This window comes from Luteibacter sp. (assembly GCF_036500425.1).
In the GTDB taxonomy this organism is placed as follows: domain Bacteria; phylum Pseudomonadota; class Gammaproteobacteria; order Xanthomonadales; family Rhodanobacteraceae; genus Luteibacter.
On record NZ_DASYCB010000077.1, the window covers coordinates 64923 to 86879 of the forward strand.

Consider the following 21957-nt stretch of genomic DNA (forward strand, 5'->3'; position numbering starts at 1 on the left):
CACTCCCGGGAACACCGCCGTCAGGCGAGAGGGGGGCCTTAGTACATATAAAGAAATAAACATTAACCAAGAAGCAGAAGCACCCCGCGCGCGTGACGTTGTTGCCAATGCTGCTGCCAGCGGCATGCAACAAATAGTGAGGCCCAGAAAAGTCACGCGCCCTAGCGGAATCGTCTGCTGGAACGAGGATGACTTGACGGCTGCGCCGGGAATCGAGGCGATCTACCGTCCAGAAGAGGTAACAGCCGGCGTGGCCGCTGCAAAGAAAAAAATGACTAAGACCGGTAAGCCGCAGTCCCCAACTCCTGGTGTCGTCGAGAATGAAATATTGCTAGCCCGCGCGGCCCATGAGAAGGCCAAGCGGGCCAAGGCGCAAGAGGAGGTGGGGGCGCTGGCGGAGCTCCGCCGGCACAAAGATGAGATGGCACAACGTTACGCAGACCCGGTGGCGCGGCAGGCCGCTGACAATGCCGCGCGAAGGTCCGCCGAGGATCTGGGTTTTAAAGAGCCGGGTGTCGGTCTGGTAACGTAAGACATCCACAGCCCATGCCCGGTGATTCCCATGACGGTAGAAGAAGACACAGACACATGTCCTATGTGCGGCGGTGAAGGGGGTTGGCCCCATCCACTGAGGCCTAGTGGCCGCGAGACCTGCAAGCCATGTAGGGGGACAGGTAGGTGCCCGCCGTCAGAAGATGACACGCTTAAGCATTCGCCGTCGGGACCAACCCTTCACTAATAGGGTGGATCACCGATGGCACACAATTGAGTGTGACCGCGCACGCGCGCTAAGGGTCTGGTCGAATACCGCGGACGCGATGAGCAACACCCCAAGCTCGGCTGCTGCCATCAGCGCCGCGCGTGGAAGGCATGCCATAGGCAGAACACCGATAGCAAATAGGATGAGCAACCCGCTGGCGACCATTGGCGCAATGTGAATGCACAGTTCTTTGGTCTTACGCATAAGTACCTCCGCGGTGATGATGACGAGTATTCTAATTCTTATCCGCGAAGATAATACGTTGATCCTTATGAGGAACGTCGCCTGTTTTGCTAGGTCGATTCCAAGGCATTCGGTTTAGATAGCAAAACATCGCAGGGATGATAATAGAAGTTATCATCCCTTATAGGGCCGATACCTCGCATATGACGTTAGTAACCGAGGGTGCAACGACATGACAACGCCAAGCGAGAGAGCTAGGGCACTGGTTTGGGCTGGTGGACTGCTAGTCGAGTTAGCGCAGGATAAGCGCTTGCCTGTCGATGTGCGGAATAGCGCGATAGCAATCGCTCGGCATTTCCCAACGGTCCGCGATGTTTCATTAGCTGGTCTGCATTCAGTGGCGCTCAGTCTGGAGGTCCAATCGTCAGGCGACATTGCCGCCTGGAGCGCGGAGTACCCATTAGGACTACTCCGTGAATCGACGCATCTTCTTCCGAGACAGGAAGAGTAGGCGATACACGCGACTGACATTTTTCTCGCAGCGCGGGCCGAGTCGGGCTGGCCTGCCACGATGTCGCCGAAGAGGTGTTCCGGGCCGGAACATCGCCACGCATCTTACAGGAGAGGTTTGATGGCTTTAGCAGTTGTTGGCCTATGTCTCGCGGTGTTCGGCCTTTGCCTACAGTGGTACATGGGAAAAAAGGCCGACGAGGAAGAGTCGCGGGCAAGGAAGAAGCCAAGATTGCGCAGATGATCGCTTCAAGCAGCAGTGGCCGGCGATACCGTCAATCTTGTAGCCAAGATTGAGTGTTCCGGCCCGGAACGCCTCACGGAGTGCGTGGGCTAACGTGTAGTGTGTAGTATTTCGTATACACCCTACTACGCACTACATTTTAATTCAGTCCAGTCAAGGATTATCGTCGACTTTGGCGCAATACGTGTTCGTGCCTTCCGTGTAGAAAACGGTACATGGCGACTTTGCCGGTTGTGGCGTCGTCGGCGCCCATGGCTTGGTAATGGCCGTCAGCGCGGCACGCTGCGCCGCCAGGCTGTGCTCGTAAATACGAAACAGATAGCTTCCGCCCGCGAGCATCGCTGAAATCAACAGCAGGGCCAAGAGTTCGCGCGCATAGCTGCGAACGAAATCGGCAGCGTCGGAAAGGGAGTTTGCGATGGTGTTCATGTAGGTCCTGTTGGTGGTCACCATCTATGCTGCTGGATTGCGCAGTTCGGCCACCCCGAGGCTGGCGTAGTTCTTCTTCCAGACGTAGAACGTGGCCTCGCTGATGCCCCGCTGTCGGCAGACATCCGTGACCACCGTGCCCGACTCGGCCAGGCGCAACGCGTAGATGACCTGCTCTTCGGTAAATCGCGACTTCTTCGTCGCTCCTCCTGGCCCTGCCGGGCCTGTGGATGAGGCGACCTTAACTCCAGATTTCAGCTGTGTCGAAATAGTGGGCCGACGTGAGCGGATCGCTGATTCGGTTCCTCGAGCACGGCTAAGGTATAGACCCGTGCCCAGACACCACTGCCTCTTTTTCAGTGATTGCTTCTGCAAGCGCCATGTTGAGCGTCAACCGATTCATGGCGTAGTGAACGGCACGATGACAATTAGGGCATATTGCAGCAACGTTTCCTGGGGCATCAGGGCCGTCGTCGGCAAGACGATGAAGATGGTGGACTTCTAGGTAGGGGAGCCCGCCGTCACAGGTAAACGGCGCGGGGTTTTGGCAAAGTTCGCAAATCCCACATGCGCGCAGTAACGCATATTGGCGTACTTCAGTGCTGCGTTTCCTGTACTCCGCCAATCCCATGCGTACTGCTGGGACCCTTTGGTCTTGCATGTTTAGCCGATGCTGCAATTCGGGGAGGCTGGCCTGGGTCACCTGTGTTGCAATCTCCCGGATCGCCTCCAGAGATGTGTGTTCCTCCACGCGTACGAAATGAAATCTCAGCAGGTGATTGCCTTTGCGAGGCCCGGAGTCAGGGATGGCCGTTTCTACGGCTGCAACACTGTACGATCCTTGGAACTTAAATCGCTTTCCATAACCACCTTGTGCTGCGATCTCCTTTGCAGTGGATTCCCGGGTTGTAAACAGAAGGACTGACCTGCTGCCCGAAGCTAATCTCGAGTTGGCTGCGTTCGAGGGGCTTTGGTCGCCACTTCCCCCTTGCCCAAAATAGAGCCAGCTACCGTCGCTTAGGGGTTCATCAAAGTAGCCTGCTTTCTTCCCGTGCCTACCGCCGGATGTGCAAATGACACATCCTGGTTCCAGCGGACCCCAGATTACGCCGGACTGAGCTTGCTTGCTTCCGACGAAATCGAGTAGGGCTTGACGGTGATACTCCTTGCCGACAACAAAATGGTGAGAATCCATTTCCGACTCCTTGTTCAAACCCTTGCAGCAGTAAAATCCGCGCGCACAGGCCTGCTATGGACGATTGCCTTTGCTAATTGGCGATGCTTTGACTTGGATCGCAATCTTCTCTCCGACCTGTATGGCCTTTGTGGGCGTGGAGAGCTCGCATTCCCAGGCGACAAGGACCCTCCAGCCTTGTTCCTCCAGTTGTGCTGCCACGCGTGCATCCCTCGCCACGTTCTTCTCGAACTTCTCCACCCAGAAGGCGGTGTTGCTCTTCGGCGTCGTGGCGATGCTGCATCCCGGATGCCGATGCCAGAAGCAGCCGTGGACGAATACGACCGCCTGATAGCGGGGGAACACGAGGTCCGGCTTGCCAGGGAGCACCGTGCCATGAAGCCGGTAGCGGAGTCCCAGGCGGTGTAGCACCTTGCGGAGTGCGAGTTCGGGTCGGGTGTCCTTGCCCCGGATCCGGGACATCCGCTCTGAGCGCTCGCTAGGGGAGAGGAAGTCGACCATGCAGCATCCCTAGGTTTCCCGGGGCCGGTCCCTTTCCAGCTCGTAGAACGGGAGGCCCCGGATCACCTCTCCAGCGACACCCGATGTCTTGTAGAGGCAATGGTGGTTGGGCAAGGTCTTCACCCGCTCGGACAGGTCCCCAAGGTCCGACGTGAAGCCGAGGGCCCCCAGCTCCGCCGGGGTAACGTTGGGTACCTTGTGGATGAACCAGGTCAGCAACGGATCCCGGTAGTCGGTCGTGCTTGTCTTGAAGTGCCTCAGGTATTGCGAGGCCAGGACTACGCCGGTGCCGAACTCCCGTCCCTGCAGGAGTAGCTTGCGCAGTACGTCGAACTCGTAGCGCATGATGTTGTCGGCCTCGTCGACTAGCAGGTACGAGTCGACCACCCGCAGTTGCGGGTCAGTGCCAAGGAAGGGGCGCTTGGGTGTCCTTAGCATGTTCTCGTAGAACATGTTTAGCATGATGGCAACCAGCATGTTCTTGCTTCGGTCATCCTGGCCCATCGCGTCAAGCGACACGACGACGATGCCATCGAGGAATTCGTCGAACGGCTTGGTCTTGGCAGGGTCCTTCTCGAATACCTCCATGTCCACGAGGTCGTCGATGATCGCCATCGGCGAATCGGACTTCCCACCCAGTAGCTCGCGGTACTCCGTATGGATGTCGTAGATGGTGGGTTGGCGCCCTTGCGTCGCGCACGCAACGTACGCATTCCGGACTGCTCCCTTGAGCTTGTCGCGCTGCACGGGACCGATGCCGGAATACACCTTGTCGAGGACGTCGGCGAAGAAACGGAACCTATCCAGCCAGGGAACCATGGATTCGCCCATCGACGAGGTATCGAATAGGTTGAGAGGCAGGTGTGCGGGCTTGACTACGCGTGCCCCGGTCGCCTCGACGAATTCGGGGCTGCTGTAGTCGCGCTTGTAGTCGAATACCAGGAACCTTGGCTTGATGCCGCGATTCTCCCGCCTTGCCGTGGCGACCTGGAATATGAGCGACTTCAGCAGCTGCGTCTTGCCGGTGCCAAGGTCGCCCACGACGCCAATGTTGAGGTGGTTGAGCCGCGTGTCCGATATATTCAGGGCGAGCGGGCGAGGCTCGAAGCCATCCACGGTCCTGCCGATGGACAGCACGATACCCGTGCTGTCCTCGCCGACCGGTGCAATCGTCGCTGCAGGCTCCGCGGGCAGGGGATGCTGGCCTCGAACGACGGGCTCCGACGCAATGTCCGCCATGCCGGGCACTGCCGAGGGCGCCCCGCCGCTCCCCTCGCTTCCCGGCGTGGCCCCGGGTGTGGATGGTTGGTATGGTTGGTCGGGCGTCGCGTCACTGCGAAGAGTGCCAGCGGCGGCGGGAGGAGGAGGCAATAGTCGCCATTCGCCGACCTTGGCGCGCACGACATCGTAGAGTCCTTGGGCATCGCCACCCACGATACGCCCGGCATCCTTGGGGGAGATGGATATGCTCTCGTGAAAGCCGTCCCCATCGTGGTCATGCGCATCGCTTAGCGGGGATCCATCCACTACTACGAGCCGGCCATGGTCGTCTATGGTGATCTCGGGGGCAGGCCCCAGTATCGCGGCGGCGATGCGCTCGTGGTAGCCGGCCCAGCGTCCGGCCTGCTCCTTGACGAGCTCGTGCTGGCTATAGACGCGCAACCCGAACCCAACCATCGACAACAAGAGGTGCTGGTACGCGAGCTTCCAGGCCAGGGACTTGGTGGCACGTTCTTCCATCGCCTTGAGCAGCGAGGAGAGTGCCCTGGCCTGGCCAAGTGCGTCCTTGGCATCGTTCTGGCTGAGCGTGCTGCCTTGTTGCCGGCATTTCACCTCGATCGGGGTGAGGTGGATGCGAGTCGAGCCCTCGCTGACGCGGAAGCCGACGACTAGGAGGTCCGGACGCGAGAGCGACGTATCCTTGCGCTCCTTGCCGAGCGACCGGGCCAGGTCCGCAAGGTAGCCGCGGAAGGGATCGACGGGGATGATGATCGCGATGGATGCATCGCCTGGCGAACCGGACAGCACGGGGAGGATGCTGTCCAGGTTGCCGGATGTACGGAACTGGTCCTGCAGGAGCCGGACTGCGAGGAACAGGCCAAGGTCGCCGGTAGCACCGGAATCATCGCCGGAGAGGCCGCGTATCGTCGGGATGCCCCGCCGCGCTACTTCGAGCAGGACTTGCTCGATCTGGCCGTCGCCTAGCTCGCCGCAACCTGGCAGGGGGCGAAGGACTCTCCCCAGGGCATCGCGGTCGGCATCCCTTACCTGGGATAGCAGGTAGTAGCCGCTGGTATCGCCAGCCCGGTGGGAGTAGGACGGCAAGTCGTAGTCCCATAGGTACGTGCCCCTAATCCATCCTCCCAGAAAGCAAGCTGGGTCGATGGCGGAGGATGACACCGCGACGAAGCCAGCCTTCTTATCCTCGAGCATGCTGGCGACGGCATGGACGTTGGGCGCGAACTGGAGCCCAGTCGCGTCGTCGTGCCCGCCTTCCAGAGCGCTGATACAGTGGGCCACCTTGTCCGCGAACATCTCGCCCGATGGAGCCACGGGTAGGGCTTGTCGCGACTCGCTGAGGAAGGCCCCGTGCAGTTGGCGCCTGATCCTATGCCGGATCAGGCCTCCAGTCCCCAATGGGGAACGCATGCCAACTGCAGCGGACTCGGGTTGTGCCGCGTCTAGCTGGGCAATGATGCCTAGGTCCGGCTTGGTCCCCGGCGGTTGCTTGTCGAACCAGCGGACATGGTTGCCGGTGTCCTCGGACAGGTTCGCGATCGTGGCCTGGTCTGGACGCGACTCGGCAGGCCTGGTATCGAAGACCTCAAGTATTCTCGGGCCTACGCCTTGCCTAGGTGAAGGAGCCTCGCGATTGCCAAACCGCCTGGTGCACCAGGTCGCCAGTCCTTCGTTGCAGGCATCGGTAGCACCGCCGCCACTGGATACCACGAGGCTGACGATAGGCTTGGCGGCCAGAAGGTCTGAGACATCCCCGAGCGCACGTGCGACCTGAGCAGGGCTGAAGCCACTCGATATGCCTCCTACGACCAGCCCGAAGGTATTGTCGAATGGCGGTTGCCGCGACTTGTCGGCAATCTGGCCGAGGCGCGACCCGTTCCACAGCACCGACCAGTAGTCGGAATTGCACTCGACGGACAGGAAGGGGACCGGGTCGACACCGGTCGGTCCCCCGGGGGACTGCAGGCACATGACTAGCAGGTCGGGTACGCAGTCGGGATCGAGGATACTGGCCGCAGGACAGGGTAGCGGGTCATCGCCCTCCACCGCGTCATATAGCACCCCTTGTGCGAGGCAATGCCAGGCCAGGCGCAACGGATGCAATGGGGAAAGCATGATCGCGTCGGGCACGCGTGCAAGCGTGCGGCCATCGGCTTCCCTCGGGCATACGGCGACGACGTCCACCCAGCAAGCGATATCGCGGTCGGCGGCGAGCCACGCGGTGTACGTATCGAGGTATTTCTCCACCAAGGTGCGGAAGCCAGGGTCTCGTGCAAGCCACTTGCCGAGTGGGGCGGACTCGAGGAGGCCTGCGTGGTCGCTGGTCTCCCTTACCCGGCGGGCGATCTCCTGCCGCGCATCCACGAACCCAGGCGGGGGCACGAACAACGCGGCCTCGGGCCTCGGGTCGTGGAGGAAGCGCGCCTGTGAAAGGATCGGTCCGGCAGGCGCCTCCCAGTCCGGCGACGTCCACTTGGTCGCGTAGTCATCGGAGAGCACCAAGGGGATGAAGGACCTGCCCGCGTTCTGCTCCTCGAGCATCCATGCCTGCAGGCTGGATGAACGGGCATGGCGGTCAAGCTGCACGACGGCCTTGGTGTCGAACTTCTCAAGGTGGCGACGGTTGAGCTTGATGAGGCGCTCGAACTCGCTCCTGCATCCTTCCTCCTTGGCTTCCTCGCAGGTGACATAGACCCTGCAGGTCTCCGCGCCGCGGCCTGGCATCTGGAAGGAGACATCAAGTTGGTAGTTGCCGTCGGCTTCTATCTCTACCTGGTAGCTCCCGTCCTTGGCCGGGTGTAGCTGGAGTGGTTGCCTGGCCTCCGTGGCTTGCTCGGTCGCGTCGTCGGGTACCCCCTCTACTTGCGTGATGGCGACACCGGGCGACACGAGGAGGAGGAGCTCGTAGCGACCCGAGCCGGGAACCGAGAGCGCCGCTTCCCAATCGGCCCGGGCATTACCCTTGCGTGGCTTCTTCGGCAGCGACAGCTTGGTTGCCATCCGGGAGGTGACGACAATGCCTGGAAGCCAGCTCGCAAGCGAGATGACCCTAGCCGTGGCGCTCTTCCGCCCGATGGCGGTGATCTTGTAGCTAGCCGGGGAGCGTTGCCCGCTCGAGGGCAGCTTATCCTGATGCGATACCGTTCCCTTGACCTGAATCGATACGGCGGTCTTGCCGTGCGATCCGCCCGTGAGGGACACCTCCACGGGGCCATCTTCCCCCGTTGGGCCGACGGACATGGAAAGCTCGACCCCCGAGCGCACGATCGCCGGCATTCCGCGGGTAACCGGGAGGATGGCGTTTGCGCAGGCGATCGAGAGGTCGCCGGCTGGCCCGTCGGGCTCCTCCGCGAGAAGTTCGGCCCAGCACTCGCTCGTCAAGGTCGACCACCATGAGGGTGGCGGCTCGAGCTCGAGGGTATCCGATGGTAGGTAGAAGGCGGGCGCAGCGCGGTCGAAGGCCGTTGGCACGTCGCAATTCGCCTGCACGTGCGCCAGGAAGGCAGGGAGCGCCTGCTTGGACGGCTCGGTCGTGGCCACGGCTGCCAGCCGGTCGATGCTGGTCTTGAAGCCATCGGCCATCTCGTCCGCGACCTTTTCCAGGATGCCAAGCTGCGTCCTGGCGACAACGCCGCCGTCCTGCAGGGGCGGCAGGCCGCAGGCGAGCGCCACGGCCGAACCTGGTGGCAATCCCCGTGCATCGTCGCGGATCGAGTAGATGCGCGACAACAACCGCCACGTACCCCCACTAGGAGCTACCTCGTCGACTGCTGCTGCCGCTCGCCCGACGAGCAGCCTTGCATCGTCGAGCGAGTCCTCGCCGATGCCAGCGTCCGTGAGCCCCTGAGTGACCAGCTGCTGGATGAAACCGTCTTCCCACCATGCCTCGAACGTCGCGTGGCCGGTATTGTTGGAGGCGTTCATGCCGAACTCCTCCGTCGTCGACGCCACCGACCTGTTGCTGTGCTGCCCCGGCGGCATGAGCGCCACGAAGCTGGCCATGTTGGGATCGTTGCGGATGTGCAGGAGGTGGCTTTCGTCGCACTTGCCGGATACGCCGATGCCCGGGTTGCGACCGGCAGCGTGGCCAGGCGGGAGCTGTAGCAATACGGGCAGGACGGCCCCGGTGCTACCTGGGCCGTGCACCACGCTTATCCCACCAGGAGTGGCAAGTTCGTCGAAGACCTTCTCGAGGATCTCCAGCGGCGGCCCGTGGAAGACGAAGCGGGACTCGTGCTGGTCGCCCCCTTGCTCGCGTGCCGCGCCCTGGACCTTGTCGCGGACGATGCGGGCGAGGGTATTTATGAGTCTATTCATTCTTCCTTGTCCGTGGCCAGGTTGGCTGGGAAGGGCGGCAACAGCAGCATCCCGCTCTCGGCATCCGGGCTGTCTAGCACCAGGCCAAGCATCCTGAGCTGGTGGCCGAGGTCGTTCCGTGCAATGTCTTGCCGGTCCACGACGATCCCGTAGGAAGCCAGATGCTGGCCTAGCCTATGGATCGAGCGAGGTCCGCCCATGCCAGACAGGGCACAGTGGACGAGCGCGAGCACGGCGACTGGCCCCAGGGACACGACCCAAGGGCTGGAAGGGCTGTTGCCCTTCTTCTTGAGTACATAGCCTTGGTCGTATCCCCTGAGCAACTGGATGGCGGTTTGGCGCTGGCCCAGGGCGTGCCGTGCGAACTCGAGCAGGTTGGCGCCTATGCCTTTCCTGCAGTTCAGCGCTCGGGCCTCCTGTTCCCGGATGTCCGCGAGCGCCGCCAGGATCCCGGCCTCCGCCAGCGCTTGCCGGTTGTCACGGATGTGCTGGCAAAGGCTGGCGATGCCCTCGCTCGAGGAAATGTCCCCGGGATAGGGGACGCTTGCATCCGACAGCGACCATAGGAGTGCATTTATCCCCAGGCGTGCCGACAAGTAGCTGGATGCCTTGTCCTTCAATCCATGCAGGGCCTTGCCGCCATAGGTCATGTACTGGGCCTTGTCCGGGAAGGCTGCCGCCCGCGTGGCATCGGTCCCGATGGGCCCACCGCCGGCGAGGGCCTCCGACAGGGATCGCCAGGTCCGTGCCTGTACGTCGCACAGCCATGTCACGTGGGCCACGGCGGCAAGCCGGAGGACTGCCTCCAGCAGGCTCGTCCATTGCCTGCGGGTCATGGCTTGCTTGGCCTGGATAAGCGCGTGCAGGTCCCTGACGAATTGCCTGGCAGGCATGAACCGGACGTTGTCGAAGTCATCGTTCGAGAGATTGGCAACCTCCGACTTGGGTACCGGTGCGAGTTGCCAGGGCGTGTGGTTCCCCCACGCAGCGGTTTCTTGCTCGAGCCAACGGGCGAAGACGTCGTCCTGCCCATCGACGCCCAGTGCAGCGAAGAGGTCTTCCCACAGGGCTTGTGCAGCCTCGTGGTCCCGGGAGCCAAGCCAGACCATGCGACGCACGAAGCTACCGGCAGGCCACGAGTTGCTGCTCAGCCGGGCCGAGCCGGAAAAGTGTGCCAGGGACGGGATCAGCGGTGTTACCTGAAGGAATCGCTTGGCGGATTGGTTGGGTAGCTTCGGGCTCTCGAGTACCCCGTGCAGGACAGCGTTCCAGTCCTCCACGCCTAGCGTTGTGCCATCCGGCGGGCGTTGTCGCTTGTCCCGCCGCTTTTGTAGCCTTTGCTCGAGGTCGCGACCGGCTTGCGGGACGCTACCTTCGCTGACGGACTCGAATCCGATGATGCGGTAGAGCGATGCCACCAGTACCTCGGAGCTTGCGTATTCCGGCGCCGGGCTTATGGCGAGCGAGGAATCCTTGTACACCCGATGGGAGTTCTTCCAGGGTGCCTGCCTGTATTCGGCCAACGTCATGGTTGCTTCCCTCCCTCGATCGAGACGAAGCTGCCGTCCCAGGAACTCCCGACCTCGGTGCCATCCGCGCCTATCCTGATCCTTGCGTCCATGAGCACGTCGGGATCCCTCACGATCGGGCCGGACAACCTAGCCTTGGTCGTATCAAGCAAGGCGACGACGGTACGGGGTAGCGACGCCGGGGACAGCCCGCGCTCCAGTTCCTTGACGGCCTTGAACAGCTCGTATGTCAGGGCAATGGGCTGCAGGGATTGGCCGCTTCCCACCTCGAGGAAGCAGATGGGGGATCGTGGCCGCCCAGCCGTAGGAAGGCGGCGCATCCTGACCTGACGGACTGGTACGACGAGGATTGTCTGCCTCTGTTGCGGCGGGAGTGGTTGCCCGAACGTGGTCGTGAGGGATACCTCGAAGTCCTGGCCATTGTTCAACAGGTTCTTTACCTGCTTGGCCACCTCGAAGAGCCGCTGGCCCTTGTCGTCGTCCTCGGCTACTTGCTGGAAGGCCTCCAATATCTGGACGTCCGCCACGACGGCGGAGCGTGTGCAGGCACTGCGCCGGACCAGCCGGCAGGCGAAGTCGCGGAGGACCCGCTGGAGGCGACTGGCCGCGGCGGGATTCCCCCGGCGGGTAGCAGGCGAGGAAAGCAAGTCGTCCGCCTTGGCCAGCTTGCGTAGCAAGTCGAGCTCGACCTTCGCCAGCACTTGGTACTTGCGGACGAAGTCGATGCCTCCCGTGATGGACCGGCTGAACCTCGTGTCCAGCTCGCCCAGTAGCACCTTGCTCCGCCCGCTGACCGCTACCTCGATGTCCGGGCTGGCCATGGCTGGGTCCAAGAGGTCCACCAGGCTTTCCAGCAGCGACGCGATCGTCGCAGGCAGGTACGAGTCCTTGCGTTCCTGGAGGAAGTGCTGGAGTCCGAGCAGGACGCGTGCCTCGCTCGTCTCTTTGCCAAGCCCGAGGTCCTTGATGCCCTGTCGCAACGTGCTGGCGGCTTCCGGGTCCCAGCGGTGGAAAAGCGCGTGTTGGTAGCTGGACATCGCGAGGTGGAACGGGGCGCTCAACTGCTGTCGTCGCGGATTGCTGGCCTGCTCCCCTGCCTTGTCCTGCGCTACCAGGTACGCGGCCCACTGGCATGGATCGCCTTGCTGGTCCTGCCCGGATGACTGGTTGCCCGCTAGCAAGTAGGAGACTAGGGAGAACAGGTCCCGGAAGCTCCAGCGCTTGCCACTGGCCAGCTCGTACCAGCGAAGGATTCGTAGCAATGCCGCACGGTTTTCCTCGCGGGCCAGCAGGGCCTGGCTATGGCAGAAGGGACAGTCATCGCCGGCGGGACATTCGCCTGGGCCGGGCCAATGCACGGGGCTCGTGGCGTACGCCAGGAGGGTAGAGGCAGGGCAGGGTTGCCCATCGCCTGGGCTTACCAGCAACGACTCGGCGTCCATGGGCCAGACGGCGATTTCCGGGAACCCGTCGAGCGGCCAGCATGAGGGGGCCGTGGATGAAAGACTGACGGCCCGGGTAATCGCCTCGAGCAAGTCGCGTGCTGGGCCAAGGCCGTGGTCTAGCGCATGGATCAACGCGTCGTCGAGGACACCACGGTTGACGCAGCAGAGGTAGTAGCGCTCACCGGGGCCGCCCAGCAGTGCAAGCAGTTCCTCGACCAGTAGCTCGGGGGCCGTGCGTCCTTCCTGTCCGGCCGTGGCGGACGCGTCCTGCACGATGGACAGTTCCATCGGTCGTGGCACGGAGGCAAGGCTACCCGCGTCGACATCGACGACTCTGGCGACGGCTTGTCCAGCAGGTGGGTGGAACGAGACGGACAACGTCTCCAGCAGCCTGCCCCCGGCCGCCAGCCCCTGATCCAGACAGTTGATGGTGTGCTCGATTGCCTCGGTCTTACCGTTCCCGGGGCCGCCGACAAGCAGCAGTATCCGGGGCGTGCCGGGGTTCCCGGAGGCTACTTCCCCGGCCCAGGACTCGAGCCGCGAGATCAGGTGGGTCCGCAGCAACTCCTTGCCAGGCCGGCCGCTGCCGGGGTCGAATAGGCGCTTGACCCCGCCGGAGTGGTGTCCTGCCCATCCAAGGAGGTCCTTTGGGAACCTGGGGCTTGGCCCCGGCACGTTTTCCATGATCTTCCCCTTCTTCCTTCGTCCTTCACAATGCCATGGCGGCTACGGGCTCTGGCCGGTTGGCCTTGCTGGCTTGCGCATGCCGTCTGGACACCTGCTCATCCAGTTCTTCGAGGACGGACGTGACGGCAAGGCCGATGGCCTCGGCGAGCAGGGGCGGGACTGCATTGCCTACCTGCGTATACCGCGGGCATTCCTTAGTGCGTAGCTTGCCGCCGGTCGTGAACTTGCCCCGGAAGCGGAACCAGTCCGGGAAGCCCTGTAGACGGGCGCTCTCCCTCACGGTGAGGATCCTGGGTTCCGAGTAGTGCAGGACATCGTCCGGCAAGGTCGTGATCGTAGGCGCCGGTTCCCAAGGTGACATTACATAGATCCGGTGCTTCTTAAGGCCGAACCTTGCGCGGTTCTTCTCGTTCATCGTGACACCTTGCGTGCATTCCTTGATGATCTTCTTGAAGCGTGCCCGGACATCGTCCCTGTGCCGGGCCAGGCGCATGCTGTCCATGGAGTCGGTGCGGCAATGCTTGTGCATCAACCGCTGGTAGTTGGTTAGTGGCCCAAGGTAGTAGGCTTCCTCGAACCCCCCTCGCGAGAAGGGGTCGGTACAAGGCTGGGTGGACGTTTGGTGGACCAGGAGGTCCGATATCGCATCCTCCGCGGAGACTGGCTTGGTCTTGGGCAGGCCATGCCTGGAAAGCATCTCGACTCGCATGGACTCGAGCGCCTCGAAGGCATGCATGACACCGCCCTCTAGCTGGGAGGCCAAGTGCTTCTGGACGCCGATGACGATCAGCCGCGAGCGGCGCTGGGGTACGCCGAAGCGGGACGCGTCAACGATCTCGCCATGGACCTCGTAGCCGATGGCCTCGAGGCTTTTCTTGAGCTTGTCGTAATACGATTCGGCTGCTTGCCCGCATGCTCCTTCTTCCCCTTGCTTGCTGGAGTGCGCGACCTTCATTCCCGGCACGTTCTCGAGTACCAGGATGGATGGCCTAATGGTGTCTACGACCTGGACGTATCTCTCGAAGAGCTGGTTGCGTGGATCGTCCTCTCGTCGCCGACCGGCGAAGCTAAATCCCTGGCATGGAGGGCCTCCAGCAAGGACTTGGATCCCGCCTTTCAACCTGGCGAGGTCGCCATGGTGCTTGTCCAGCAGGTCATCGATGCCCCAAGCCCGTTTCTCCAGCCAGGATGGCCAGTCGAACTTATCGACGGGAACCTTGCGATCGCCGAGGAGGTTGCCGGAGAACGTATCGAATGCCATGGGATCCCGCTCCACGGCGAACCTCCCCTGAAGCCCGGCCATGGAGAGGCCCAGCGAAAGGCCACCACAGCCTGAGAAGAGATCTACGAATTTGTACTTGGACATGTTCTGGGCTGTTTCCATGGCTTCTGGTCGCATAACGCGTTCGGGCAGGACGCAGTCGTCACGCTGCCGCCCCGGGGCGTGGCCAGGGTCGGGGGTGTCTCGACGTGACTGGCGCATCGATCTCGCTGCGCCGGTGCCGTGGATATGCGCGTTCAATTGGGCACCCCTGCCGGGTGCCCTGGGCAGTCACCCGGGAGTGCCTTGGTTCCCATGGGATCAGTCACGTGCGGACTCTCTTCCGATTGCCTGTGCCATCCAGGATGGGAACATCGCGCGCGTGGCAGTCAGTGCACGCCACTCGGGCGCTGGCAAGGAACGTCGTAGTGCTACCAGTGCCTTGCCGGCATGTGCCGGCCCCATCCAGGCCAGGGCTCTAACCGCGGCGCCTGCTGGGCTGCTACCTAGCGCCAGCATCCAATGGGGTGCGTGCTTCATGAGTACTTCCGCGCGCCCCAGTTTCAATTTTCTGGTGCGCCCGGAGGTCAGGTAGACTGACCTTGCGGGCACCTGCCTCGTCAACCCAAGGAGGTTGGCTGCATTGGCTCCATGCGGCGTGACCATCTCGCCGTTTTGCTCGGCCATCGCCTTGATGACCTTATCGGGAGCGGGCGCGCGCGTACCATGCTGGCCAGCAACAGGGGCAACGTATGTACCTCGTGCTACACGTAGTAGCTCGCCTTCCTTCGCGAGACGAGAGAAGGCCTGGTCGACTGCCGCCCGGCTTCCAAGGTGGAGGAATTCCTTGGGCGAAAGTATGCCTCCCTCCGCAAGGGACTGCGCATGCAACAGGATCGACTCTGGCAACGTTTTCATGTCGGCTTCTCGCGATGTAAGAATCTTACGCTAGTTTCTGACATTCATGTGCTTGGACCTTCCAGGCACCGTATCTGTAGGCTTGTCCATAACGACTTGGCGGGCGAAGCCTGCGCCTTTGCTTTCTCACGCGATGCGACTTGGCCCAATTGGCATGCGCGGCACGAACAGCCGGTACGCCGCGTTGTACTCACGCCAATAGCGCGGGATGTCCTCGGACCTTCCTGTGGCGTCGCTCGAAGACATGTATGGTGGTAAGCCGGTCGCGGCGATGGACCGCCACCTGTCTCACCGCTTCGATCTTGAACTCGTCCGTATATCGTTTGCCAGTCATAACGACCTCCTCGGTTACCAGAAATTATGGCTCCAAGGTGTCTACGAAAGTCTGGGCGGTCCATATCTCGTGTTGGGGCTCACCATCTATGCAGCTCGCTTGCGCAGTTCGCGGAGCGTTTTGAAGAGACGACTGGGACGTTCAGACCTCTCTTCTTCCGGGCTCTCACCGATTTAGATTGCAATACTCACCCGCTGCATCCATAAGACTTCGCAGGACACTGGCAATGCCCCTCATCGACGGTAACGACCTCGCCGGTCAAATGCTGGCTCATGGCATCGGCGCTATTTGTATTGACACGAGCACGTACGAGAAGAACGCCTTTGCGTTCGACAAGGGCTTATTGGCTCAGTGCCCCGGCATACGGGAGTCGGGACTTCGGCTCCTCATGGTCGACGTCGTCGAGCGGGAGGTGCGAGCTCATCTCGCGAGCAAAACGGAAGAGCAGGTAAAGACGCTCAGGAAGGAGCTTCGCTCCGCCCGACAAAGCGGCCTAGTGGATGACGTCGCAGTTGATTTGATGGCGTTCCAGGAGTTTGACGGGTGCCGCCACGCGATAGCTCGGCTGGATGAATTCAAGGGTTCTGCGGGTGTCGAGGTCGTCGTGGTTGCAGAACATTGCGATCTACAGAGATTAGTCGACGACTACTTTTCCTCTCAGCCGCCCTTTGCAGCCAACAGCAAGAAGAAATCCGAGTTCCCTGACGCCTTGACGCTCTTAGCGCTGGAGGCGTTCGGTGATGGGATGCAGCGTGGCATCCTTGTGGTATCCGAAGATAAGGGCTGGCATGACTATGCGGCGAACAGCCGGACAGTTTTTGCCGGGCCGGATTTGGCCACGGTTCTGCGCTCGCTGCCGGACAAAGAGGATGTCCACCTGCGAGATGCGGCGCTGGCTGTGAGCGGCGATGATTTCGTCGCGTTAAAAGGCCGGATCGAGTTCGAACTAAACGGCCTTCCTATATATGCCGAGGTTGATGCCGGTTACCCGGCTGAAGCCGAGGTTGACTCCGTAAGTCTCACATATCTCCCCGAGCCAGCAGCCGATGGCTCCGACTTCAGGGCCATTAGAATCACTGACGGGAGCCTGGTCGTAAGCTGGACGGCTCAGGCCAAGATCCATTACGACGCGAGTCTCAGCGTGAGTATTCGAGATCCAATCGATCGTGACTATGTGGATCTTCCGGGTATGTCGGTTGAGGGCGAGGAGGAAGTCGAGCTTGAAATCCTGATCACATTCGATAGGAGGGGGGGCGTGGCCCACCCTAGGATTACCTTTGATACGGCTGACATTGTGGAAAAGGATTTGTGGCTGGATTTGGGCTATGTCGAGTACAGCCTGGCAGGGGAGGATTGATCTTTAGACGGCCCTGCTAACGACCGATAGGGGCATCGGCCTCGAGCAACGCGACGATCTTCCCGCCTTAACATTACCCTGCCGATCCTCGGTGCAGTATCCGATCGTCCCGCACCCACCATCGGAGATAGCCATGACCACCAAGAGCCTCTACGTCGAACTGCACGCGAAGCCCGGCCGCGAAGAAGACGTCGCCGCGTTCCTCGAAAGCGCCAAAGGTCTCGTCGATGCCGAACCCGGCACCACCGCCTGGTTCGCCGTGCGTTTCGACAAGAGCACGTTCGCCATTTTCGATGCATTCGGCGACGACGCAGGCCGCGACGCCCATCTGAACGGCAAGGTCGCCGCGGCGTTGATGGCCAATGCGAGCGAGCTGCTCGCCAGTGCGCCCCAGATCCGCAAGGCGGACGTCCTGGCCGACAAGCTGCCGGGCTGACTGCTCCACGGTGTGAGGCACGCGCGCCGGCCGACCTGGATTCGAAGGCGCGCCCGTCCAAATTTCGTCCGAACGCGTAGACATACCGGAGATATCGCCGAGATATTCCCCGGCCATTTTCCGGCCATCTAGAACGAAAAAAGGTCCGCTTTGAGGGCGGACCTTTCATCGTCAAGCGACGTAACTACTTGAATATTGGTCGGGGAGACAGGATTCGAACCTGCGACTTCTACGTCCCGAACGTAGCGCTCTACCAGGCTGAGCTACACCCCGACGGGAGCCGCGTATATTAGCGACGACCGGGTCCCCTTGCAACAGGTTGTCTCACTTTTTTTACAAATCGCCCGCAGGGCGGTCCGTGGCCATCTGATACTCTATGGGGCTGCCGCTTGGCGCCCCACGTACTGCCCGAAGAGGATTTGCATGGCACTCACCCCGGCCCGCACGATGCCTGGTGTCCTCGAGCTCCTGCCGCTCGACCAGATCGCGTTCCAGCGCATGCTCGATACCATCCGCCGCAACTACGAGCGGTTCGGTTTCCTGCCTATCGAAACGCCGGTGATCGAGCATAGCGACGTCCTGCTGACCAAGACCGGCGGCGAGACCGAGCGCCAGGTCTACTTCGTACAGTCCACCGGCGCGCTCAACGCGGCCGACAAGGAGCAGGGCGGCGTTCCCGAGCTGGCCTTGCGCTTCGACCTCACCGTGCCGCTGGCGCGCTACGTCGCCGAGCACGAGCACGACCTGAGCTTCCCGTTCCGCCGTTACCAGATGCAGCGGGTCTACCGCGGCGAGCGCGCCCAGCGCGGGCGCTTCCGCGAGTTCTACCAGTGCGACATCGATGTGATCGGCAAGGATTCGCTATCGGTGCGTTACGACGCCGAGATCCCGGCGGTCATCTATAGCGTGTTCCGTGAGTTGAACATCGGCGCGTTTACGATCCAGCTCAACAACCGCAAGCTGATGCGCGGTTACTTCGAGAACCTGGGCGTGGCTGACCCCGAGCAGCAGATGCTCGTGCTGCGCGAAGTGGACAAGCTCGACAAGCGCGGCCCCGATTACGTGCGCGATACCTTGACCGGCGAGGCCTTCGGCCTGTCGGCGGAAGTCGCGGAGAAGATCCTCGCCTTCGTCCAGGTGCGTTCCACCAGCGTCGACGACGCGTTCGCCAGGCTCGACGCCCTGGGCTCCGGTTCGGAAACCTTCGAACAGGGCAGGGCGGAGCTGAAAGAGGTCCTGGCGCTGATCCGCGATTTCGGCGTGCCCGAGACGCACTTCGCGCTGAACCTTTCGATCGCCCGCGGCCTCGATTACTACACGGGCACGGTCTACGAGACCACGCTCAACGATCACCTCGGCATTGGTTCGATCTGCTCGGGTGGCCGTTACGAAAACCTGGCCGGCCAGTACACCAAGTCGCACCTGCCGGGCGTCGGCATTTCCATTGGCCTGACCCGTCTTTACTGGCAACTGCGCGACGCGGGCCTCATCTCGACCGCGCAGAGCACGGTGGATGTGCTCGTGACCCAGATGGATGCGGCGCAGATGCCGGCCTACCTGGCTGTCGCCAACGAGCTGCGCACCGCTGGCATCGCCACGGAGGTGGTGCTGGAAGGCGGCAAGCTCGGCAAGCAGTTCAAGTACGCCGACCGGGCAGGTATCCGTTTCGTGATCGTGCTGGGCGAGGATGAAATCGCCAAGGGCGTGGTCACGGTGAAGGACCTGCGCCGCGAAGATCAGTTCGAAGTGGCTCGCGTGGACCTGGTGAAGACCTTGCGCGTCGAGCTTGCCCAAGCCGAGATCGGCCGTTAATCCAACAAGACCTGTAGGAGCGCGCTTGCGCGCGATGGCACTTGCGGTAACCCCCATCGCGCGCAAGCGCGCTCCTACATTCCTAGCTCATTGCACGGTACGTACGCCATGACCAGCAGCATCCTCCTCGACGGACGCAGCCTTACGCGCGCCCAGGTTGTCGCCATTGCCCGCCAGGGCGTCAGCATCCACCTCGACGAGCCGCAACTGCTCAAGGTGAAGCGCGCCGCGGATTTCCTTGCGGAAAAAGTCGGTGGGGGCGAGCCGATCTATGGCGTGACCACCGGCTTCGGCAGCAATGCCGACAAGCTGCTCGGTGCCCACCGTGTGCGCGATGAGCTTCCCGGTGGCAACCCCGAGGCGCGCGAAGGCACGCTGATGGAGGAGCTGCAGCACAACCTGATCATTACCCACGCGGTTTGTGTCGGTAAGCCGTTCGCCGTGGATGTCGTTCGCGCGATGCTCGCGATCCGCGTGAATACGCTGATGCGCGGCCACTCGGGTATCCGCGTGGAAACCCTGCGCGCGCTGGCGGAGCTGCTCAACCGCAACGTCATCCCGGTCATCCCGGAAAAAGGTTCGGTCGGTGCGAGCGGCGACCTTGCACCGCTGTCGCACCTGGCGATCGTGCTGCTTGGTGGCGGCGAAGCCTTCTACGAGGGCGAGCGCGTATCGGGTGCCGAAGCGCTGAAGCGCGCCGGCCTCGCACCGGTCCGCCTGTCCTTCAAGGAAGGCCTGGCGCTGAATAACGGCACCACGCAGATGCTGGCGACCGGCGTGCTGGCGCTGGCCTCGATCGAAACCCTCATCAAGACCGCCGACATCGCGCTGGCCATGACGCTCGACGCGTTCGCCGGCCGCACGGGCGCGTATGCAGAGCAGGTCCACGCCCTGCGTCCGCATCCGGGCCAGGTGGCGTCGGCCGCCGAGTTCCGCCGTCTGCTCGAAGGCTCCACGCTGGCCGATATCGCTTACCACATGGTTCCGCGTTTCCGCTCGTGGCAGGCCGATTCGTGGACGGCGCCGGCCGAGCAGGCCTACCGCTTCGACATTAGCTGGGACTGGGTGCCGGCTACCCAGCGCCACGGCAAAGAGGCGTTCTATTCGCGCTTCCTGCCGTTCAAGGGTGGCAAGAAACACCAGCCGCAGGACGCCTACTGCCTGCGCTGTGCCCCCCAGGTGCACGGCGCGGTGCGCGATGCGTGGGAGCAGGCCTGCCGCGTATTCGATGTGGAGCTCAACGCGGTGACCGATAACCCGCTGGTGTTCCCGGATGCGGAAAACGCCGAGGTCATCGAAGATCAGGTGATTTCCGCCGGCCACTTCCATGGCATGCCGCTGGCGCTAGCGATGAGCTACGTCAAGGCGGCGATTCCCGTGCTGGCCTCGATCTCGGAGCGGCGCACTGCCAAGCTGGTGGATCCGGCCAATAACGATGGCCTGCCGGCCTTCCTTATCGGTAACGAGGACGCCACCGACTCGGGCTTCATGATCGTGCAGTACACCGCTGCCGCACTGGTGAATGATCTCGCCACACGCGCGCACCCGGCATCGGTGTACTCGGTGCCGACCAGTGCGAACGCCGAAGACCATGTGTCGATGGGCGCCAACGAGGCGCGTCATGTGCTGGAGATGACCGAAGACCTCGGCCACGTGCTGGCGATGGAGCTCTATACCGCGGCACAGGCACTGGAATACCGCCAGGACATGCTCAACGCAGCGCGCACGCTGGCGCTACGCGGCGATTGGCAGGCGCTGGCGTCGAAGATTAATGGTGCGCCGCGCGCCGATTCACCGCATTACCCGCGCTTTGAAGAGGAAGTGCGTGCCCTCATGGCCGCGCTGGCCTCGGCCGAGGACTTCCATGCGGGTGTATCGGTGCGTCAGGCGCTGGCGACCCTCCGCGAACACATCGCTTTCATGCAGCGCGATCGCGCGATGGACGGTGATGTGCGCGCCGTGTGCGAGCTGGTCGCCTCCGGCCGCCTGGTGTCGGCCGACACCTAAGTGCGCCCTTTGCGGGAAGCGCGGGCTTTTCGCGCCGCGCCTCCCCGCCGTTTCGTCGCGACATAGGCCTCATCGTCGTCGTCGTCTTCTTCGAGCAAGGTCGGGACGTCTGGGTCGTCGTCGTACCCCGCTGACATGAAGTCATCGACCAGACCCGCCCGTACGTTGGCGAGGTATTGGTAGAACTGCGCATCGTTCTTCAACCCGAGCTTGGCCATGGCCGTGCGCTTTTGCCGGCTGATGGTCTTGATGCTGCGCTCCATGAGGCGGCTGATGTCGATGAGCGACATCCCTTGCGCATACGCGCGCAGCACATCGAGCTCGCGCTGGGTTAGCGGATTCGACGTACCGCCTAGCCCATTTCCGTAATCCATGTCGCGAAGTGCGCGCCGCACCGCGGGGCTCAGGAACGTGCGCCCGATGTGGGCTGCATACACGGCGGTGGGCATGTCGCGCAGGCTCGCACGTTTGTCGAAAAGCGCCGACACGCCGAGATCGAGCATCAGACGCAGGGAGGGCAGGTTGCCCAACCGGGACATGACGACGATGCCGACGTCCGGGCGCATGTCGCGGATGCGGCGCACGAGCCCCACGCCATCGGGATGGCGGCCGTACGGCATGAACGGGTCGGCGACCAGGACCTCGCAGTCGGCCTCGGCCATGGTCTGGATGAGGGTGTCGGTATCGTTCACGCGGGCGACGACGTTAAAGCGATGCGTGTTGAGGGCGGCTTCGACGCCGGCGACGACGACTGGCTGGTCGTCGGCGATGACAACAGGGCTCGTCATGCGGG

Annotated in this window: 15 protein-coding genes, 1 tRNA gene and 1 pseudogene; 6 read left to right on the forward strand and 11 right to left on the reverse strand. The window is 62.4% G+C overall.

Annotated features, from left to right (window positions below):
- The first annotated feature begins 193 nt into the window (after positions 1–193).
- Both VGN46_RS18885 and VGN46_RS18890 read left to right on the forward strand, forming a co-directional pair.
- Positions 194–532, forward strand: coding sequence for a hypothetical protein (locus VGN46_RS18885; RefSeq protein WP_331646103.1), 339 nt, complete (start codon positions 194–196; stop codon positions 530–532).
- A 643-nt stretch (positions 533–1175) separates the two neighbouring features.
- Positions 1176–1454, forward strand: coding sequence for a BPSL0761 family protein (locus VGN46_RS18890; RefSeq protein ID WP_331646105.1), 279 nt, complete (start codon positions 1176–1178; stop codon positions 1452–1454).
- Positions 1455–1850: 396 nt separating this feature from the next.
- Here VGN46_RS18890 and VGN46_RS18895 read toward each other — a convergent pair whose 3' ends face one another.
- From VGN46_RS18895 to VGN46_RS18930, 9 genes and pseudogenes are all read right to left on the reverse strand, one after another.
- Positions 1851–2126 carry a hypothetical protein gene (locus tag VGN46_RS18895; RefSeq protein WP_331646107.1) on the reverse strand — a complete coding sequence of 92 codons (276 nt, stop codon included), beginning with the start codon at positions 2124–2126 and terminating at the stop codon, positions 1851–1853.
- A 39-nt stretch (positions 2127–2165) separates the two neighbouring features.
- Positions 2166–2384 (reverse strand): annotated as a pseudogene (locus VGN46_RS18900) (transposase); the annotation flags it as partial.
- A 58-nt stretch (positions 2385–2442) separates the two neighbouring features.
- The gene (locus tag VGN46_RS20410; RefSeq protein ID WP_414675276.1) at positions 2443–3321 is read right to left on the reverse strand and encodes an HNH endonuclease; all 879 of its coding nucleotides are present in this window, start codon (positions 3319–3321) and stop codon (positions 2443–2445) included.
- 54 nt (positions 3322–3375) lie between these two features.
- The gene (locus VGN46_RS18905; protein WP_331646109.1) at positions 3376–3822 is read right to left on the reverse strand and encodes a DNA mismatch endonuclease Vsr; all 447 of its coding nucleotides are present in this window, start codon (positions 3820–3822) and stop codon (positions 3376–3378) included.
- A 9-nt stretch (positions 3823–3831) separates the two neighbouring features.
- Positions 3832–9378, reverse strand: coding sequence for a hypothetical protein (locus tag VGN46_RS18910; protein ID WP_331646111.1), 5547 nt, complete (start codon positions 9376–9378; stop codon positions 3832–3834).
- Positions 9375–10907 carry a hypothetical protein gene (locus tag VGN46_RS18915; protein WP_331646113.1) on the reverse strand — a complete coding sequence of 511 codons (1533 nt, stop codon included), beginning with the start codon at positions 10905–10907 and terminating at the stop codon, positions 9375–9377. Before VGN46_RS18915 ends, VGN46_RS18910 begins: the two co-directional genes overlap by 4 nt.
- Entirely contained in the window at positions 10904–13036 is a 2133-nt protein-coding gene (locus tag VGN46_RS18920; protein ID WP_331646115.1) for a hypothetical protein, read from the reverse strand. The genes VGN46_RS18915 and VGN46_RS18920 overlap by 4 nt, the downstream gene beginning before the upstream one ends.
- Before the next feature lie 25 nt (positions 13037–13061).
- Positions 13062–14423, reverse strand: a complete 1362-nt coding sequence (locus tag VGN46_RS18925; RefSeq protein WP_331646117.1) for a DNA cytosine methyltransferase — start codon at positions 14421–14423, stop codon at positions 13062–13064.
- Positions 14424–14621: 198 nt separating this feature from the next.
- Positions 14622–15218 carry a DUF6088 family protein gene (locus VGN46_RS18930; protein ID WP_331646119.1) on the reverse strand — a complete coding sequence of 199 codons (597 nt, stop codon included), beginning with the start codon at positions 15216–15218 and terminating at the stop codon, positions 14622–14624.
- A 560-nt stretch (positions 15219–15778) separates the two neighbouring features.
- Between VGN46_RS18930 and VGN46_RS18935 the strand changes: the two genes are divergently transcribed.
- Both VGN46_RS18935 and VGN46_RS18940 read left to right on the forward strand, forming a co-directional pair.
- Positions 15779–16909, forward strand: coding sequence for a PIN domain-containing protein (locus VGN46_RS18935; protein WP_331646121.1), 1131 nt, complete (start codon positions 15779–15781; stop codon positions 16907–16909).
- A 133-nt stretch (positions 16910–17042) separates the two neighbouring features.
- Positions 17043–17345 carry an antibiotic biosynthesis monooxygenase gene (locus VGN46_RS18940; RefSeq protein WP_331646123.1) on the forward strand — a complete coding sequence of 101 codons (303 nt, stop codon included), beginning with the start codon at positions 17043–17045 and terminating at the stop codon, positions 17343–17345.
- A 196-nt stretch (positions 17346–17541) separates the two neighbouring features.
- Here VGN46_RS18940 and VGN46_RS18945 read toward each other — a convergent pair.
- A tRNA-Pro gene (locus VGN46_RS18945) sits at positions 17542–17618 on the reverse strand.
- Positions 17619–17768: 150 nt separating this feature from the next.
- On the opposite strand from VGN46_RS18945, the gene hisS reads away from it, so the two are divergent.
- Together hisS and VGN46_RS18955 are read left to right on the forward strand one after the other, a co-directional pair.
- Positions 17769–19157, forward strand: a complete 1389-nt coding sequence (hisS, locus tag VGN46_RS18950; RefSeq protein WP_331646125.1) for a histidine--tRNA ligase — start codon at positions 17769–17771, stop codon at positions 19155–19157.
- Positions 19158–19265: 108 nt separating this feature from the next.
- On the forward strand, positions 19266–21164 hold the full coding sequence (locus VGN46_RS18955; protein WP_331646127.1) for an HAL/PAL/TAL family ammonia-lyase: 1899 nt from the start codon (positions 19266–19268) through the stop codon (positions 21162–21164).
- On the opposite strand, the gene VGN46_RS18960 is transcribed toward VGN46_RS18955, so the two are convergent.
- Positions 21161–21952, reverse strand: coding sequence for a response regulator (locus tag VGN46_RS18960; protein ID WP_331646129.1), 792 nt, complete (start codon positions 21950–21952; stop codon positions 21161–21163). The genes VGN46_RS18955 and VGN46_RS18960 overlap by 4 nt on opposite strands.
- Positions 21953–21957: the final 5 nt, after the last annotated feature.